Source organism: Pseudonocardia sp. DR1-2, assembly GCF_023717215.1.
Classification (GTDB): Bacteria; Actinomycetota; Actinomycetes; order Mycobacteriales; family Pseudonocardiaceae; genus Pseudonocardia; species Pseudonocardia alni.
Genome location: NZ_JAMQOF010000002.1, coordinates 187,241 through 203,875, shown reverse-complemented (window position 1 = coordinate 203,875; position 16,635 = coordinate 187,241). Strand labels below are relative to the sequence as shown.

Below are 16,635 nucleotides of genomic sequence, written 5' to 3'. Positions count from 1 at the left end.
CCTGCCGACAGGCGTTCCGGGCCGACCGGGTCCCCTACGCTGCGGGGCGTGATGGAGGTCGTCGACCACGAGCCGCACTGGTGGTTCCTGCTCCGCGACGGCGACCGGCACTACCTCGATGTGAACTGCGAGCACAGCTTCATCGGCTACGCGATGCTCGTCGAGCTCGACGACGGCGAGCGCCGTGCACACGAGGCGGGCGGGCACGCCTACCTCGGCCGCCTCGCCGAGGACATCAACGCGGACGCGCCGGTACTGCGCGACAGCCGCTCGCCGTATCGCGACCGGAACCTGTCGCGGTCGCTCGGTCCCGCGGTGACCGACGCCGTCCGTCGGTGGCGTGCGGCGGGCGGCACCGCTCCCTGACCCGCGTCCCGTCGTCGCACCCCGGCGGCCCCGGGCCTCAGCCCGCGGCCACCGCCTGCGCGACGGCCTGCGGGGTCGCGTCGACCTGGGTGCCGTCGACCTTCACGGTCGGGGTGCCGGACACGCCGTCGCGCAGCGACTGCTGGGTGATCTGGGTGACCCACGGCGCGTAGCGCTGGTCGTCGACGCACTGGGCGAAGTCGCCGCCCGCGCCGGCCTTCTGCCCGAGCGCGACCAGCTGCTCGTTCGGGAGCCCGGCGCCGCCCTCGGCGGGCTGGTTGTCGTAGAGCTCCTTCTCGAACTGCGGGAACACCCCGGCCGCGGCGGCGCATCCGGCCGCGGCGCCCGCACGGGTCGAGTACCGGGTCGACGACGCCCGGTCCAGGATGGCGATCGGGTGGTAGACGATCTTCGCCTGTCCGGAGGACACGATCCGGTCGAGCGTCTGCCCGGCCTGTGCCTCGAACTGCCTGCAGATCGGGCACTGGAAGTCGAGGTAGACGTCGATCGTCTTCGGGGCCGCCTCGTTGCCGACGGTCACGCCCTGCGCGGACGCGTTCGGCGGGACCGCGATCCCGCCGCCGGAGTTCTTCCAGTAGACGCCGACACCGACGACCGCGGCGAAGGCCACCACGACGATCAGCGCGATCACCGTGAACTGCGACGGTCCCTTCCTCGCGGTGAGCGGGTTCTTCGCCGCCGCCTTCCGCTTCCCGGTGGCCATCAGGGTTCCTCCTCGGACGTCCGCGTACCCCCACTCCCGACGACCAGTTGTACGCCCTGTCGCCCCGCAACGGTTCAGTGGGGCGCCGGTCCGCCGCAGGTCAGGGGCCCGGGTGGCGGATCTTCGATCGCGTGTAGAACCATGGGGTCGTGAGTACCGACAGCGCCGTGGACCGGACCGTGGGGGAGACGGACGTCCGTACGGTCGAGCTCAAGATCGACGGCATGACCTGCGCGGCCTGCGTCGGACGGGTCGAGCGCAAGCTCGGCAAGCTCGACGGCGTCGACGCGACCGTCAACCTCGCCACCGAGCGCGCGCTGGTCCGGTACCCGTCGGCGACCCCGGTCGCGACCCTGGTCGAGACGGTCCGCAAGGCCGGTTACGGCGCCACCGAGATCCGCCCGACCGACACCGGCGACGAGGCCACCTCCGACGACTCCGCGCTGCGACGGCTGCGGACCCGGATGGCCGTCGCGCTCATCCTGTTCATCCCGCTGGCCGACCTGTCGCTGGCGATGTCGCTGGTCCCGTCGCTGCGCTTCCCGTACTGGCAGTGGGTGGTCGTCGCGCTGGCGCTGCCCGTCGTCGGCTGGGCGGCGTGGCCGTTCCACCGCACCGCCGTGCTGAACCTGCGCCACGGGACGACGTCGATGGACACCCTCGTCTCGCTCGGCGTGATCTCGGCGTCGGCCTGGTCGCTGGGGGAGATGGCCTTCCTCGACACCCGCCAGACCCTCACCGGGTGGGACGCGGTGCTGCACCCCTCCGGCCCGCTCTACCTCGAGGTCGCCGCCGGGGTCACGACGTTCGTGCTGGCCGGGCGGTACTTCGAGGCCCGCGCCCGCCGTACCGCCGGGCGTGTCATGCGCTCGCTCGCCGCACTGGAGACCGACGAGGTCACCGTCCTGTCCGGGGGGACGGAGTCCCGCATCCCCGTGCGACGGCTGCGGGTCGGCGACCGCTTCCTGGTGCGGCCGGGCGAGCGGGTCGCCGCCGACGGCGTCGTCGAGACCGGGCGGGCCGCCGTCGACACGAGTGCGATGACCGGCGAGCCGGTCCCGGTCGAGGTCGGGCCGGGCGACGCCGTCACCGGCGGCACGATCGCCTCGGGCGGGCGGCTGGTCGTCGTCGCCGAGCAGGTCGGCGCGGACACCCGGCTCGCGCGGATGATCGCGGCCGTCGAGCGGGCGCAGACCGAGAAGTCCGCGACGCAGCGGCTGGTCGACCGGGTGTCGTCGGTGTTCGTGCCGGTGGTGCTGGCACTGGCGCTGCTCACCCTCGGGGGCTGGCTGCTGGCCGGCGCCGGCTGGGCCGGCGCGCTGGCGCCCGCGATCGCCGTGGTGATCATCGCCTGCCCCTGCGCGCTGGGGCTGGCGACGCCGACCGCGCTGATGGTCGCGACCGGCCGCGGCGCCGAGCTGGGGATCTTCGTGAAGGGGCACCGGGCGCTGGAGACCACCCGGGCCGCCGACACCGTCGTCCTGGACAAGACCGGCACGCTGACGACCGGGCGGATGGCCGTGGTCGAGGTCGCCGCCCTCCCGGGTACGGACGCGGCGCAGGTGCTGGCCCGCGCCGCCGCGGTCGAGAGCGGCTCCGAACACGCCATCGCCGCCGCGATCCGGGCCCACGCCGGGCCGGACGTCCCGGCGGTGGAGGACTTCGTCGCGCTGCCCGGGCTCGGTGCCCGCGGCACCGTCGACGGCCGCACCGTCTCCGTCGGGCGACCCCCGGAGGACACGGGCGCGCTCGCGCCGCGGCTCGCGGAGTGGGAGGCGGCCGGGCACACCGTCGTCGCCGTGCACGTCGACGACGCCCTCGCCGGGCTGGTCGCGCTGGCCGACCCGGTGAAGGAGTCCGCACCGGTCGCGGTGGCCGAGCTCGTCGCGATGGGGCTGCACCCGGTGCTGCTGACCGGTGACCGGCCCGCCGCGGCGCACGCCGTCGCCCGGGCCTGCGGGATCACCGAGGTCGTCGCCGGGGCGCTGCCCGACCGCAAGGTCGACCAGGTCCGTGCGCTGCAGGCGCAGGGCCGCACCGTCGCCATGGTCGGCGACGGCGTGAACGACGCCGCCGCGCTCGCCGCGGCCGACCTGGGCATCGCCGTCGGCTCGGGCACCGACGTCGCCCTGGAGGCCGCCGACGTCGTGCTCGTGCGCGACGACCTGCGCGTGCTCCCGGCGACCGTCGAGCTCGCCCGCGCCACGATGGGCACCATCCGCGGGAACCTGTGGTGGGCGTTCGGCTACAACACCGCGGCGATCCCCATCGCGATGGCGGGCCTGCTGAACCCCCTGCTCGCCGGGGCCGCGATGGCGCTGTCGTCGTTCCTGGTGGTCACCAACAGCCTGCGGCTGCGGAAGGCGGCGAGCTGGGCCGACGGCACCCTCGGCGGGACGCGCACCCCGGTCGGCGAGGAGTCGACCGACTACGTGGAGCCCACGGTCCACACCCCCTGACCGGTCCCCACACCCGTCGCAGCGGGTGTGGACGGCCGCCGGAGGGTGTGGACGGGCGTGGTCGCCGGAATACGGCGCCCCGTCCCGCGGCTGATCCGGGGGTGACCGCACCCCTGCCCGATGCGATCGACACCCGTCTCGACCGGATGCTGGCCGGCATGGAGTGGGAGCTGCAACGGTCCCGCCGGTCCCGGGTGACCGACGGCGCGACGGCCACGCTGCTCCGCGACGCCGCCGGGTTCGTCTTCCTGCACGACGGCCGCGCCTCGGTCCGCACGACGACCGGCTGCTGGACGGCCGTCGCGGCGGGGGACCTCGTCCTGGTCCCGCGGCCGGGGGACCTGACGGTCCGCGGCGAGGACGGGGCGGACCTCACCGCCGTCGTGTTCGCCGGTGCCCCGGCCCGCCCCCGCGACGACGGCACGCTCCCGCCCGCACTCGTCGCCCGCGCGTTCGGGCCCGCCGAGCCCGGCATGGCGACGCTCGTCCGCGGGATGGAGTGCGGGTGGAGCACCGTCGGCGGGCGGGTCCGCAGCGGCGACACCGTGATCTGCAGCCGGATCGCCACCACGATCGCCGTGACCGCGGTGCGGATGTGGGTCGAGCAGCAGCCGGCCGGTACCGACCGGTGGCTCGCCTCGGCGCTCGACCCCCGGATCGCCCGCGCCCTGCACGCCATCCACACCGACCCGGCCCGCCCCTGGACGGTCGCCGAGATGGCCCGGGAGGCGACCATGTCGCGGGCGGTCTTCGCGGCCCGCTTCGCCGAGGTCGTCGGCCGGACCCCGGCGGACTACCTGGCCGCCACCCGGGTCGACGCCGGCCGGGCGCTGCTGGCCGACGGCAGCGCCACGGTCGCCGAGGTCGCCCACCGGGTGGGCTACCGCTCCGAGCTCGGGTTCGCCCGGGCGTTCCGCCGGGAGTCCGGGATGTCGCCGTCCCGGTGGCGCTCGTCGGTCCGGTCCTCGCCCGCGCCGTAGGGCGGGTCCTGCGGGGCGGAGCCGAAGGTCAGGCCGCCGACCGCGGCCGCGACGGCCGCACCGGCGAGGGTCGCGCGCACCCCGAGGCCGTCCACGAGGAGCCCGCCGGCGGCGGCCCCGATCGTGATGGCGAGCTGGAACCCGGCGACGAGCAGGCCGCCCCCGGCCTCCATGCGGGTCGGCGCGACACGGGCGATCCAGGTCGTGACCACCGTCAGCCACGCCCCGAACGACAGCCCCCAGACGGCCACGCCGACGACGACCACCGGCAGCGCCGCCGGGAACGCGGCGACCGCGGCGACGCCGGCCGCGAGCGTCGCCGGGACCGCGAAGCGCACGACCCGCAGGTGGCGGTCGACGACCAGCCCGACGAGGACGTTCCCCACCACGCCGCCCGCGCCGAACACCGCCAGCAGCACGGCCACCCCGCCGGCGTCGAGACCCGGAACGGTGCCGAGTGCCGGGCGGATGTAGGTGAACGCGGCGAAGTGCCCCAGGACGGTGAGCACGTGGCCGGTGAGCCCGCGCCCGATGCCGGGCGCCCGCAGGGTGTCGAGCAGCGGACGGAGACCGTCCGAGGCGTCCGGGGCCACGGCCGGGAGCGCCGACCGGATCGCGACCGCGGTGACCGCGGACAGCACGGCGACGCCGACGAACACGGCCCGCCACCCGGCCACCGACCCGAGCAGGACGGCCAGCGGCACACCCGCGACCGTCGCGACGGTCGTCCCGGTGTTCACGAGCATCACCGCGCGGCCGAGCCGCCCGGGCGTGCTCAGCCGGGCCGCGACGGCCAGCGACATCGCCCAGAACCCGCCGATCGCGGCACCGAGGAGCAGCCGCGCCAGGAGCAGCACGACGAAGTTCGGCGCCACCGCGACCGCCAGGTTGGAGGCCGCGGCGGCCACGGCGAGCGCGGTCAGCAGGGCCCGGCGGTCGAGCCGGGGCAGCAGCACCCCGATCGTCGGGGCGACGAGGAGCCCGACGAACGCCGTCGCCGACACGGCCTGCCCGGCCTGGCCCTCGGTGATCCCGAGCGCGGCGGCCATCGGGGTCAGCAGGCCGGGCGGGAGGAACTCGGCGAGGACGAGCACGAAGCTCGTCATCGCCATCACGGCGACCGCGCCCCAGGCGGTGCGTCCGGGGCGGGTCGTCGGTACGAGGGTGTCGGTCATGCCCCCAGGTTTCGCTTCGGAACGGTCGTCGGCCCATCGGATCGTCCGGCGGAGCAGACCGAGCGTCCGGATCCCGCTACGGTCGACGCCGTGAGCAGCTACGTCGTCGAGCGCCGGACCGTCGTCGACGCCCCCGCGGACCGGATCCACGACCTGGTCGCCGACCTCCACGCCTGGCGGTCCTGGTCGCCGTGGGAGGACCTCGACCCGGCCCTGGAACGCCGCTACGACGGTGCCGAGCGCGGCACCGGCGCCCGCTACTCCTGGTCGGGGAACCGGAAGGCCGGCCGCGGCACGATGGAGGTCGTCACCGACACCCCGGAGCGGATCGAGATCCTCGTGAGCTTCGAGAAGCCGTTCCGTTCCACCAGTACCTCCGCGTTCCTGCTGGCCCCGGCCGGTGCCGGGACCGAGGTCGTCTGGCGGATGACGGGTGAGCAGTCCGGGGTGGCCGCGCTGGTCGGCCGGATCGTGCCGATGGACCGGCTGCTCGGCGGGGACCTCGAGAAGGGCCTGACCCGGCTGAGGGCGACCGCCGCGACGGCGTGAGCGCGACCGGCGCTCAGCCGCCCCGGCGCATCTGCTCCAGCATCGCGTTGTAGGCCTTCAGCTCGGCGTCGTCGTCCCGCTCGGCCTGCCGGTCCTTGCGGGCCGCCTCCCGGGAGTCGTCGCGCGACCACTGCACCACCAGCGTGACCATCACCAGCAGCATCGGGATCTCGCCCGTCGCCCAGGCGATGCCGCCGCCGGTGCGCTGGTCGTCGAGCAGGTCCAGCCACGGCAGCCCGACCTGGCGGTAGAAGTTCTCCCCGAGCACCGTCGAGGAGCTCATCACCGCGACGCCGAAGAACGCGTGGAACGGCATCGTCGCGAGCATGACCGCGAGCCGCCCCAGGTGCGGCAGCCGGTGCGGGGCGGCGTCGACGCCGATCAGCGGCCAGAAGAACAGGTAGCCGACCAGCACGAAGTGCAGGTTCATCAGCTGGTGGGTCCAGTGGAACCGCAGCGCCCCGTCGAACAGCGGGGTGAAGTACAGGACGTAGAACGAGCCGACGAACAGCACCGCCGCGAACGCCGGGTGGGTCATGACCTTCGCGACGCGCGAGTGCACCGCGGCGAGCAGCCACTCACGCGGGCCGGGCGGGTTGCCGCGGCCCGCCGGGCGCAGCACCCGCAGCGCGAGCGTGACCGCCCCGCCGAGGCTCAGCAGGATCGGCGCGAGCATGTTCAGGGTCATGTGGCTGATCATGTGGACGCTGAACATGGACGGGGAGTAGAAGCCCAGCCCCGACGACGTCGCCAGCAGCAGCGTCGCGCAGCCCAGCAGCCAGGCGACGGTGCGCCCGACCGGCCACACCACCCCGCGGGACGCGAGCCGGCGCACGGCCACCAGGTACAGCCCGGCCAGCACCAGCGCACCGGTGCCGAACAGCAGGTTCCAGCGCCAGTCGGTCAGTACCGCGAGCGCGGAGAACGGCCGGTCGACGTCCCAGCCGATCAGGGTCTGCAGCGCCGAGTCGTCGGCGACGACGAACCGCGGCGGCACCAGCCGGATGCTCGCGACGCCCAGCGTCGCCACCACCGCCCCCAGCACCGCGACCACCGGCAGCAGCCGGCCCGGCGCCGGTCCGTCCGGGGCGGTGACGAGCCCGCGGACCAGCAGCGCGGTCAGCGGGACCAGGGCCGCGAGCAGGACCGCGACGACCACGGCGACCTGCACGTAGGCCGACCCGCCGAGCGGACCGGCGTCGGTCACCACCAGCTGGAAGACGATCTCGCCGGCCAGGTACACGACCCCGCCGACGGCGAGCAGCCCGCGGACCCGGCCCGCGGTCCGTCCCTCGACGACGCCGCCGTGCGCGCGGAACGCGACCAGCGCGGCGACCAGCCCGAGCCAGGCGGTCCCGGCGACGGCGCGCAGCACGTTCGCATCGCCGCTCCAGTCGTGCCCGGCCCCGGTCGCGGCCGGGTGGACCGCGGCGGGCACCGCCATCGCGCACGCGGCGACCAGCCCGAGCGCGGCGACGGCCTTCCAGCTCAGCGAGAACGCCGACCCGAGGGCGACGAGCAGCAGCAGTGCTCCGGCGAGCGCCCAGCCCAGCGGCTCCTCGATCGTCGCGGCGGCGCCGAGCCACCCGAACGGGCCCACCGACGCCAGGACGCCGGGGGAGTTGCCGGTCATGTCGGCCACCGACAGCCAGCCCGCGGCGATCGCCGACACCCCGGCGACGGTGGCGGCCAGGGTGCCCCGGCGCAGCGCGCGGTAGCCGTGGACGTCGACCGTCCCGGACCCCTGTGGCGCCGCGACCAGGCCGCCGACCAGCAGCGACCCGGCGGCGAGCGCGGTCGCGGCGACGGCCAGGACCTTCGCGACGACCGTCGCGGCCTTCAGGCCCGGCTCGGGCACCGGCAGCCCGCTCTGCCGCCAGAAGCCGTCGTCGCCGATCGAGACGGCGACCGCGACGCCGGCGCACAGCAGCACCAGGGCGACCGTGAGCGCGGTCAGGAGGGCACGACGGTCGCGCCGCGCCGGCACCGCCGGTGCGGGCTGCGCACCACCGGCCGCATCGGTCGTCGCCTGCTCCGTGCTCGCGCTCACCGAGAACCCCTCCGCAGGTGGTCACCGGGCACGTACCGCGCCCGTGTCACCTCCGATGGTCCCCGTCCGGCCCGGCGCGCGCCGCACCGGGTCGGACGGGTCACGTCAGTTCCCGGTGATCCCGGACCACCAGCGCTGGATCGACTCCCAGAAACCCTGCGCGTCCTGACCGATCTGGCCGGGATCGGGCAGGTTCGACGGCAGCGACGGCAGCTCGCTCGGCAGCGACGGCAGGTTCGACGGGAGAGAGGGCAGACCCGACGGCAGACCCGGGATGTTGCTCGGCAGCTGGATGCCGCCGTCGTTCTCGCTGGTCGGGGCCTCGGTCGTCGTCTCGGTGGTGGGCGGTGCGCTGGTCTCGGTGGTCGGCGGGGCCTGGGTGTCGGAGTCGCCGTTGCCGAACAGCAGGAACCCGAGGAGCAGCACCAGCAGCGCGACGACGAGCGCGCCGATCGCGATCCACTTGCCGATCCCCGACGAGCCGAGGTCACGCGGTTCGGGCTCCGGCGGCGCGACGACCGGCGGAGCGACGGCGGCCGGCTCGGAGAGGATCTCGGCGACGCGGCGGGCGTCCGGGCGTCGCTGCGGGTCGGTCGCGGTGGACCGGTCGATCGCCGTCCGCACCGGTTCGGGCACGTCCGCGGGCACCACCGGGGCGCGGTTCACGCGCTCGGCGGCGCCCTGCAGCCCCTGGCCCTGGTACTCCTGCCGCCCGGTCCAGGCCTCCAGCAGCACGAGGCCGAGCGCGTACACGTCGGTCGGCGGCCCGACCGGTCGGCCCTGGACCTGCTCCGGCGACAGGTACGCCGGCGTCCCGATGATCTCGCCGGCCGCGGTGTGGCCGTCGGCGCCGAGCAGGGCGGCGATGCCGAAGTCGGCGAGCCGGGCCCGGCCGTCGGAGTCGACGAGGATGTTCGACGGCTTGATGTCGCGGTGCGTGACGCCCTGCGAGTGGACGTAGGCCAGGGTCTGGGCGACCTCGGTGCCGATCCGGCGGATGTCCTCGGGTGGCAGGTCCTCGCGGGCGATGACGTCCTTGAGCGTGGGCCCGTCGACGAGCTCCATGACCAGGTAGGCGCGGTCGGCCTCGACGGCGAAGTCGTGCACCGCGACCAGCCCCGGGTGGCGCAGGTTCGCCATGACCTGCGCCTCCTGCTCGAAGCGCTGGTCCGCGCTCGGGTCGTCGGCCGCACCGAAGATCTTCACCGCGACCGGCCGGTTGAGCCGGGTGTCGGTGGCCCGGTGCACGTCGGACATCCCGCCCTGGCCGAGCAGCCCCTCCAGCCGGTACCGGCCGCCGAGCAGCTCGGGCTCGGTGATGGGGGCGGGCATCATCCGGGTCGCGTCCGGGCGCGACGGGCGCGGCGCGCCGTGGGCGGCGGTCGGCGGGGCGCCGAGGTGGTGGGTCGGGGCCTCTCCGGGCCCGAGGCGCCGGGTGCCGTCCGCGGGGGCACCCGGTCCACCGGGGCCCGGGCGGCCGGGGCCGGGGGGCGGGCCGACCCGGCGGGTGGCGTCCGGCGCGTTGCTGCGGGTCGCCGGGTCGTCGTCGGCGCGGCGCGGCGCGGGCCGGGCCCCGCCGACGCGACGGGTGGGGTCGGGCCCGGGGCCGCCCGGCGGCCGCTGCCGGCGGTTCCCCGTCCGCCACGGGTCGGACGCATCCCTGCGGGTGCGCTCCGGATCGTCGCCGCGGGTCACGGGCCCTCCCGGTCTGCTGGTACAGCCGGGCCGCGGGTGCGTGCACCGGCCGTCCGCCGTCGTGGCGGACCTCCTGGCGGCGACCGTACCGTCCGGAACCGGTCACCCCGGTGGACGGCACGCTGCCACCACCCGGTGATCCTCCCGCCCCGGAGCCCTCAGCGCGCCGTGACCGGTGTGCGCAGGTCGGCCGCGGGGAACGGGGGCCGGTCGTCGAGACGGACCGACAGCTTCCCGGCGGCCCGCCAGGCACGGGCGGTCAGGTCGCGGTCCTCGTCGGTCACGAGGTTGCCCATCACCCGCAGCGCGACGGTCATCAGGGCCCGCGACCGCATCCCGACCGGCCCGGCCAGCGGCAGCAGCCGCGGGATCGTGATGAGCCCGGCGAGCCGCCGCGCGATCGAGAACGCCAGGCCGTAGTGCGAGCGCAGGGTCGCGGGCCAGGCGCGGTCCAGGTCGGCGCCCGACGCGAGCAGCTCCGCGACCAGCCGGCCGGTCTCCAGGCCGTAGTCGATGCCCTCCCCGTTGAGCGGGTTCACGCAGCCCGCCGCGTCGCCGACCAGCGCCCAGTTCGGCCCGGCGACGCCGGACACCGCCCCGCCCATCGGCAGGAGCGCGGAGCGGACCAGCTCGACCTCCGGGCCGAGCTCCCACTCGGCGCGGCGCGCGTTCGCGTAGTGGTCGATCAGGCCGCGCAGCTTGATGTTCGCCGGGCGCCGGTCGGTGGCCAGGGTGCCGACGCCGATGTTGACCCGGCCGTCGTTCAGCGGGAACAGCCAGCCGTACCCGGCCAGGACCTCGTCGGCCTCGCCACGCAGCTCCAGGTGCGAGCTGATCCACGGGTCGTCGTGCCGGCCGGAGCTGACGTAGCCGCGGGCGGCGACGCCGTAGGCGGTGTCCTGGTGCCACTCCCGGCCCAGCACCCGCCCGAGCGTGGAGCGCGCCCCGTCGGCGACGACGAGCCTGCGGCACCGGACGGAGCGGCCGTCGTCGAACAGCACGGAGTCGACCCGGCCCCCGGCGAACGTCACGTCGACGGCCTTGGCGCCCTCCATCGGGGTCGCGCCGGCCTCCAGGGCGACCCGGCGGATGCCCGCGTCGAGCTCGGTGCGCGGGATCGCCGAGCCGTGCGCCGGCAGCGACCCGCCCGGCCACGGCAGCTCCAGGACCTGCCCGAACCCGTGCGCGCGCAGCCCCTGGTTGGTGCCGTGCGAGTCGACCCAGCCACCGAGGCCCAGGTGCCCCAGCTCGGCGATCGCGCGCGGGGTCAGCCCGTCACCGCAGGCCTTGTCGCGGGGGAAGGTGGCGGAGTCGGCGAGGACGACGTCGAGCCCGTGCCGTGCCGCCCACGCCGCCGCCGCCGACCCGGCCGGTCCCGCCCCGACGACGAGCACGTCGGTGGAGTCCGGAGTGGTGGCGGGCGGGACGGGGCCGGTGCTCATGACCCCAGTGTCGCAACCCGGCCGGGCGGCCGCCGCCGAGCGTGCCCCCGGTCACGACCGGGTCAGGTGCCAGAGGATCACGTCGTGGGCGTGGCGGGCCTTGTCGTCGCCGCGGAAGGCCACCTCGTGCACGGCCGCCCCGACGGTGATCGCGATCTGGCTGGAGCTCGCGAACCGGCCCAGCAGGTTCCGATCGGCGACGAACGACACCGAGGAGATCCGGCCGTAGGGGATCGAGGTGATCGCGGTGCGCTTGCCGACGAAGGAGTTGTCCTGCAGGACCGCCCGCAGGTCGGTGAGTCCGAGGAAGCCGGTGCCGGCGCCGATCGCGTCGTAGACGGCGATGATCCGCTCGCCCTCCAGCAGGCCGGCGGCGACCTTGTCGAGCTGGTCGCGCTTGTCGAAGACGGGTTCGCTCATGGCTCCGATACTGCCCGGCGGGCGAGCAGTGTCCGCACCGTCCAGACCAGCGCGGAGACGGCGAACAGCACGACGGTCAGCCACACCCACCGCATCCGGTAGGGCTCCTGGTCCAGCCCGGTCGCGTTCAGCGTGCTCAGCGCGCCCTGCCGGATGATCCCGGGCAGGAACATCAGCAGCGCGAGCCCGGAGCCGAGCACCGGGATCCGCACGTGGTTGACCAGCGGCACCCGGGTGCGGGGCAGCGCGAGCAGCAGCAGCCGGTCCCCGGCGGCGTAGAGCGGGAACAGCACGAGGTCGTGCAGCAGGACCGCGCCGGCGAACCACCAGGCCATCGTGACCAGGTCCGGGGACCCGCCGACGATCGCGTACACCGCCCACCCGGCGAGCGCGAAGCAGCCGAGGGCGGCGAGCAGGCGGCTACCGAGGAGCAGCACGGGAGAACCCGATCGTCGCGACCCACTTGGTGTTGTGCACCCCGGGGAGCGCCGGGACGATCAGCCGCGCCGGGTACCCGTGGTCGGGTGACAGCTCGGCGCCGTTGACCCGCAGCGCGAGCAGCGAGTCCGGCGACAGTGTCTGGCCGCGGTTGAGCAGCGAGCGGGCGAACGGGCCCCCCACCTCGACCGACCGCACCTCCGCGGTCTCCGGGTCGGTCACGCCCGCGGCGCGGGCCAGGTCGGTCAGCCGCACCCCCGTCCACACCTGCGAGGTCGACCAGCCCTCGACGCAGGCGATCGGCAGCTCCGCGGTGTGCTGCGGCAGCGCGGCCAGCGCCGCCCGGTCGAGCACCACCGGTGCCGTGCCGCCGGTCAGGGTCAGCGTCCAGGCGCTCCCGACCGCGGCCGGGGCGATGCCGGACGCGACGAACGTGCGGTTGACCGGGAAGTCGTTCGGGCCGCCCCGCTCGGTGCTGTCGGGCGCCGTCGTCCGGCCCCGGGGCAGCAGCAGCGCCGTCGACCGGAGCCGGTCGGTGAACTGTCCGACGGTCAGCGCCGCGACGAACAGCATCCCGCCGCCGACCAGGGTGAGCGCGCCGCGCCGCGACATCGTCGGGGGGTCCGGGTCCGGCGCGACCAGCGGGTGTGCCGGCTCGGGCCGGGTGGCGGCGAGCGGCGTGGCCAGCTCGGTGCGCAGCGATCGGCCCCGCAGCGAGCGGACCATCGTCGGGAGCTTCGTGACCACGTGCAGCGTGAACGAGGCCAGGAACACCCAGGCCGCGGCGTAGTGGCCGTCGTAGAAGGAGAAGCCGAAGACGTAGTCGTACTGGACGTTCAGCAGGCCGGTGACGATCAGGAACAGGATCGAGCCGACCAGCAGCACCAGCGACAGCCGTTCCAGGAACGTCACCGGGTTGCGTTCGGGTGCGGTGAACAGCTTCGGGATGACCGACCACAGCTTCGCCAGGACCAGCGGCACCAGCACGATCCCGAGCCCGACGTGCAGGCCCTCGGTGAGCCGGAACAGCCAGGCCGGTGACGCGGGCCAGTCCCACCACGGCAGCTGCAGCCCGCCGACGGCGTCGGCGGCCGGGATGGCCTGTTCCCGGCCGTAGGCGAGCCGGTCGAGCAGCCCGGTGAACGCCACGACGGGGAGCCCGACCAGCAGCGGCAGCGCGAACATCGAGGTCAGCCAGGGGCCCCGGATCGGGCTGCGCCACCGCACCACGCGCCTCACGGCCCGGTCAGCTCCAGGAACACCCGGGCGCCGAGGTGCACGTCGGTCACCCGCAGACCGGCACGCCCGGCCGTCACGGCGAGGGGCACCGCGCCCTGGGCGGCCCACGGGATCGGCTCGCCCGCACCGCTGCCGCACAGCACCCGGGCGGTACCGCGCCACGCGTGTTCGGGGCGCGGGTCGGCCTCCACCAGCACCGTCCCGCCGTGGGTGAGCAGCCGCGCGGCGCGGGTGAGCAGGGCGACCGGGTCGCCGCCGATGCCGATGTTGCCGTCGGCGAGCAGCACGTGGGACCAGCTGCCCTCGCCGGGCAGCGGGCCGAACAGGTCGGCCTGGACCATCGCGACGCTGCGGCGGCGGCACAGCACCCGGGAGACGGCGGAACCGTCGACGCCGAGGGCGGCGATCCCGCGCGCGGCGAGCGCGACGAGCAGCCGGCCGGGTCCGCAGCCGAGGTCGAGGGTGGGGCCCGCGCAGTGGCGCAGCAGCCAGTCGTCGCAGCCACCGGCGGCGTCGGCCCAGCGGTCGACGTCCAGCGCGATCTCGGTGCCGTCGTCGCAGAGCAGACGGGAGGGGGCGCCGGACAGCGGCATGTCGAAGCCCTCGGCGGTCACGGTCACACCGACACCTCCGGACATCGCAGCCTGAGCTCGGCGACGGCGCGGGCGAAGCGGCTCCCCGGGACCTGCGCGGACACGGCGACGGCCTCCGCGGCCGTGTCGACGTCGGTCAGCGGCTCGGCGAGGGCCACCCGCAGACCGGCGGCCCGCAGCGCGTCCAGCGTCCGGCCGCCGGTCTCGGCGCTCGACATCGGCACGCCGTGCAGCGCGGCGGCGGCGAGCGGGTCGCGCAGGCCCAGCACCCACCAGCCGCCGTCGGTCGCGGGGCCGAGGACGGCGTCCACACCCGGTTCGGCGAGCCGGTCCGCACACTGGGACAGCAGCTCGGCGGTGGCCTGCGGGGTGTCCATCCCGACCTGCAGGGTCGGGCGGCCCGGGTGCAGCGCGGCGGCGTCGGCGTGCGCGGCGGCGATCCGCGCGGCCAGTCCCTCCCCGCGCTGCGCGACGACGGCGAGCCCGTCCAGCGCGGCGGCCAGATCGGCCGCACCGACGGCGGCGGCCCGGTCCCCGGTCAGCGCGACGACGGTGTCGCCGGCCACCCCGGCGGCGGCGTCGAGGGTGTCGAGCAGCGCCGCCGAGGCGATCGCCGCGGCGAGCTCGGGCGTCGCGGGCGGGCACAGCCGGGTCTTGACCCGGCCCGGCACCGGGGCCTTGGCCAGGACGACGGTGGTGACGGGGCCGGTCATCGCAGCAGCCGGATCATGTCGCGCCCGGCCCGGACGGTGCCCTTGACCGAGCCGGAGACCTTGGACCGCCCGCCGGCCCGCCGGGAGTAGGCGACCGGGATCTCGTCGAACCGCCAGCCCGCCCGGCCCGCCCGCAGCAGCAGCTCCAGCGGGTAGCCGAACGCCCGGTCCTCGATCCGCAGGTCCAGCAGCGCCTGCCGGCGTGCGACCCGGATCGGGGCGATGTCGTGCACCGGGACCCCCCGGGCCCGCAGCATCCCGGCGATCACCGCGTTCGCCGCGCGGGCGTGCCAGGGCCACACCCCGACCGTGTCGGGGACCCGCCGTCCGACGGCGATGTCGGCGCGGCCGGACGCGACGGTCTCGGCCATGCCGGGCAGCACGTCGGCGTCGAGGGAGCCGTCGCCGTCGAGGAAGGCCACGAGCTCACCGGTGGCCGCCTCCAGCCCGGCGTGCACGGCCGCGCCGTAGCCGCGACGCGGTTCGACGACCACCCGCGCCCCGTGCCCGCGCGCGACCGCCGCGGTGTCGTCGGTCGACCCGTTGTCGACGACGATCACCGGCCAGTCGTCGGGCATCCGCTTCAGGACATACGGCAGCGCCTCCGCCTCGTCGAGGCACGGCAGCACGATCTCCGGGTGCACGTCGCGATCTTCACCTCTCCGCCGGTCCGCCGCCCGCCGAATGCGGGAGGGTCCCGCGAGAGGTTCGAACGGCGCCCCTCAGCGGTTCGTGGTGATCGGTGAACGGAGCGGGTCGGTCGCGAACGCCGTCACCCCGTCGGTGAAGGTGGTCCGGGCGCGGAAGCCCAGCCGGGCCGCCGCGTAGGCCGGATCGGCGACGACGTGGCGCACGTCGCCGGGCCGGGCGCCGCCGACGATCTCGGGCTCGGGTCCGTCCATCGCGCGGGCCAGCTCGGCGGCGAGGTCGCCGATGGTGTGCGGCTCGCCGGAGCAGACGTTCGCGGCGCCGAAGCCGGTCGGCTCCGGGTCGGCGACGAGTGCGGCGGCGTTGGCGGCCGCGACGTCGGTGACGTGCACGAAGTCCCGGCGCTGCCGGCCGTCCTCCATCACCCGCGGTGCCTCACCGCGCTCCAGCGAGGACCGGAAGATCGACGCGACGCCCGCGTACGGGGTGTCGCGGGGCATCCGCGGGCCGTAGACGTTGTGGTAGCGCAGCGACCACACCGTCCCGCCGGTCTGGCGGGCCCAGGCGCTCGCGAGGTGCTCCTGGGCGAGCTTGGTGGCGGCGTAGGTGCTGCGCGGGTCGACCGGCGCGGACTCCGGGACGAGGCCGGACTCGAGGTCCTTGCCGCACTCCGGGCAGCGGGGCTCGTAGCGGCCGGCGTCGATGTCGTCGAGCGCACGCGGCCCGGGCCGGACGACGCCGTGGTCGGGGCAGTCGTAGCGGCCCTCCCCGTAGACGACCATCGACCCGGCCAGCACGAGCCGGTCCACCTTCGCGGCGTGCATCTGCGCCAGCAGCACCGCGGTGCCGAGGTCGTTGTGGGAGGCGTAGTCGGGGGCGTCGGCGGGGGAGACACCGTGCCCGACCATGGCGGCCTGGTGGCAGACCGCGTCCACCCCCGGCAGGAGCCGGGACAGGGTGTCGGCGTCGCGCACGTCGCCGCGGACCAGCTCGTGGTCCAGCTCCGGTGCCTCGCCGCCGTGCGCCTGCGGCAGCAGCGCGTCGAGCAGGACGACCTCGTGGCCGTCCGCGACGAAGCGGTCGGCGACGTGGGACCCGATGAATCCGGCACCGCCGGTGACGAGGACGCGCATGCCCGCAGACG

At 75.8% G+C, this 16,635-nt stretch carries 16 protein-coding genes; 4 read left to right on the top strand and 12 right to left on the bottom strand.

What is annotated here, in order from left to right; all coding sequences use genetic code 11:
• Positions 1-48 precede the first annotated feature (48 nt).
• Positions 49-366 carry a hypothetical protein gene (locus ND486_RS05705; protein ID WP_251783139.1) on the top strand — a complete coding sequence of 106 codons (318 nt, stop codon included), beginning with the start codon at positions 49-51 and terminating at the stop codon, positions 364-366.
• A gap of 37 nt (positions 367-403) precedes the next feature.
• Here ND486_RS05705 and ND486_RS05700 read toward each other — a convergent pair whose 3' ends face one another.
• Entirely contained in the window at positions 404-1,090 is a 687-nt protein-coding gene (locus ND486_RS05700) for a thioredoxin domain-containing protein (RefSeq protein WP_251783138.1), read from the bottom strand.
• Positions 1,091-1,239: 149 nt separating this feature from the next.
• On the opposite strand from ND486_RS05700, the gene ND486_RS05695 reads away from it, so the two are divergent.
• Together ND486_RS05695 and ND486_RS29575 are read left to right on the top strand one after the other, a co-directional pair.
• Positions 1,240-3,549: a heavy metal translocating P-type ATPase gene (locus ND486_RS05695; RefSeq protein ID WP_251783137.1), complete on the top strand. Its 2,310-nt coding sequence runs from the start codon at positions 1,240-1,242 to the stop codon at positions 3,547-3,549.
• A 101-nt stretch (positions 3,550-3,650) separates the two neighbouring features.
• Positions 3,651-4,529, top strand: coding sequence for an AraC family transcriptional regulator (locus ND486_RS29575; protein ID WP_251783136.1), 879 nt, complete (start codon positions 3,651-3,653; stop codon positions 4,527-4,529).
• On the opposite strand, the gene ND486_RS05685 is transcribed toward ND486_RS29575, so the two are convergent.
• A complete protein-coding gene (locus ND486_RS05685; protein WP_251783135.1) occupies positions 4,430-5,704 on the bottom strand; it encodes an MFS transporter in 1,275 nt (424 codons plus the stop codon). The two genes, ND486_RS29575 and ND486_RS05685, sit on opposite strands and share 100 nt — an antisense overlap.
• A 90-nt stretch (positions 5,705-5,794) precedes the next feature.
• On the opposite strand from ND486_RS05685, the gene ND486_RS05680 reads away from it, so the two are divergent.
• On the top strand, positions 5,795-6,253 hold the full coding sequence (locus ND486_RS05680) for an SRPBCC family protein (protein ID WP_251783134.1): 459 nt from the start codon (positions 5,795-5,797) through the stop codon (positions 6,251-6,253).
• A gap of 13 nt (positions 6,254-6,266) precedes the next feature.
• On the opposite strand, the gene ND486_RS05675 is transcribed toward ND486_RS05680, so the two are convergent.
• The 10 genes from ND486_RS05675 to ND486_RS05630 all read right to left on the bottom strand — a co-directional run bounded on the left by ND486_RS05675 (position 6,267) and on the right by ND486_RS05630 (position 16,624).
• The gene (locus ND486_RS05675) at positions 6,267-8,303 is read right to left on the bottom strand and encodes a cytochrome c oxidase assembly protein (RefSeq protein WP_251783133.1); all 2,037 of its coding nucleotides are present in this window, start codon (positions 8,301-8,303) and stop codon (positions 6,267-6,269) included.
• A gap of 105 nt (positions 8,304-8,408) precedes the next feature.
• Complete coding sequence (locus tag ND486_RS05670; RefSeq protein ID WP_251783132.1) at positions 8,409-9,998, bottom strand: serine/threonine-protein kinase; 1,590 nt, start codon at positions 9,996-9,998, stop codon at positions 8,409-8,411.
• A 158-nt stretch (positions 9,999-10,156) separates the two neighbouring features.
• On the bottom strand, positions 10,157-11,440 hold the full coding sequence (locus ND486_RS05665; protein WP_251783131.1) for a geranylgeranyl reductase family protein: 1,284 nt from the start codon (positions 11,438-11,440) through the stop codon (positions 10,157-10,159).
• A 51-nt stretch (positions 11,441-11,491) separates the two neighbouring features.
• Positions 11,492-11,860: a hypothetical protein gene (locus ND486_RS05660; RefSeq protein WP_062399487.1), complete on the bottom strand. Its 369-nt coding sequence runs from the start codon at positions 11,858-11,860 to the stop codon at positions 11,492-11,494.
• Positions 11,857-12,297 carry a hypothetical protein gene (locus ND486_RS05655; protein ID WP_062399489.1) on the bottom strand — a complete coding sequence of 147 codons (441 nt, stop codon included), beginning with the start codon at positions 12,295-12,297 and terminating at the stop codon, positions 11,857-11,859. The genes ND486_RS05660 and ND486_RS05655 overlap by 4 nt, the downstream gene beginning before the upstream one ends.
• Positions 12,281-13,537 carry a molybdopterin-dependent oxidoreductase gene (locus ND486_RS05650; protein WP_251783130.1) on the bottom strand — a complete coding sequence of 419 codons (1,257 nt, stop codon included), beginning with the start codon at positions 13,535-13,537 and terminating at the stop codon, positions 12,281-12,283. Before ND486_RS05650 ends, ND486_RS05655 begins: the two co-directional genes overlap by 17 nt.
• Complete coding sequence (locus ND486_RS05645; RefSeq protein ID WP_224403837.1) at positions 13,534-14,157, bottom strand: class I SAM-dependent methyltransferase; 624 nt, start codon at positions 14,155-14,157, stop codon at positions 13,534-13,536. Before ND486_RS05645 ends, ND486_RS05650 begins: the two co-directional genes overlap by 4 nt.
• Positions 14,154-14,843, bottom strand: a complete 690-nt coding sequence (locus tag ND486_RS05640; RefSeq protein ID WP_251783129.1) for a DUF2064 domain-containing protein — start codon at positions 14,841-14,843, stop codon at positions 14,154-14,156. The genes ND486_RS05645 and ND486_RS05640 overlap by 4 nt, the downstream gene beginning before the upstream one ends.
• Positions 14,840-15,487 carry a glycosyltransferase family 2 protein gene (locus ND486_RS05635; RefSeq protein ID WP_308215810.1) on the bottom strand — a complete coding sequence of 216 codons (648 nt, stop codon included), beginning with the start codon at positions 15,485-15,487 and terminating at the stop codon, positions 14,840-14,842. The genes ND486_RS05640 and ND486_RS05635 overlap by 4 nt, the downstream gene beginning before the upstream one ends.
• Positions 15,488-15,565: 78 nt before the next feature.
• Positions 15,566-16,624 (bottom strand): NAD(P)-dependent oxidoreductase, encoded by a 1,059-nt coding sequence (locus tag ND486_RS05630; RefSeq protein ID WP_224403835.1) that lies wholly within the window; start codon positions 16,622-16,624, stop codon positions 15,566-15,568.
• Between the last annotated feature and the right edge of the window lie 11 nt (positions 16,625-16,635).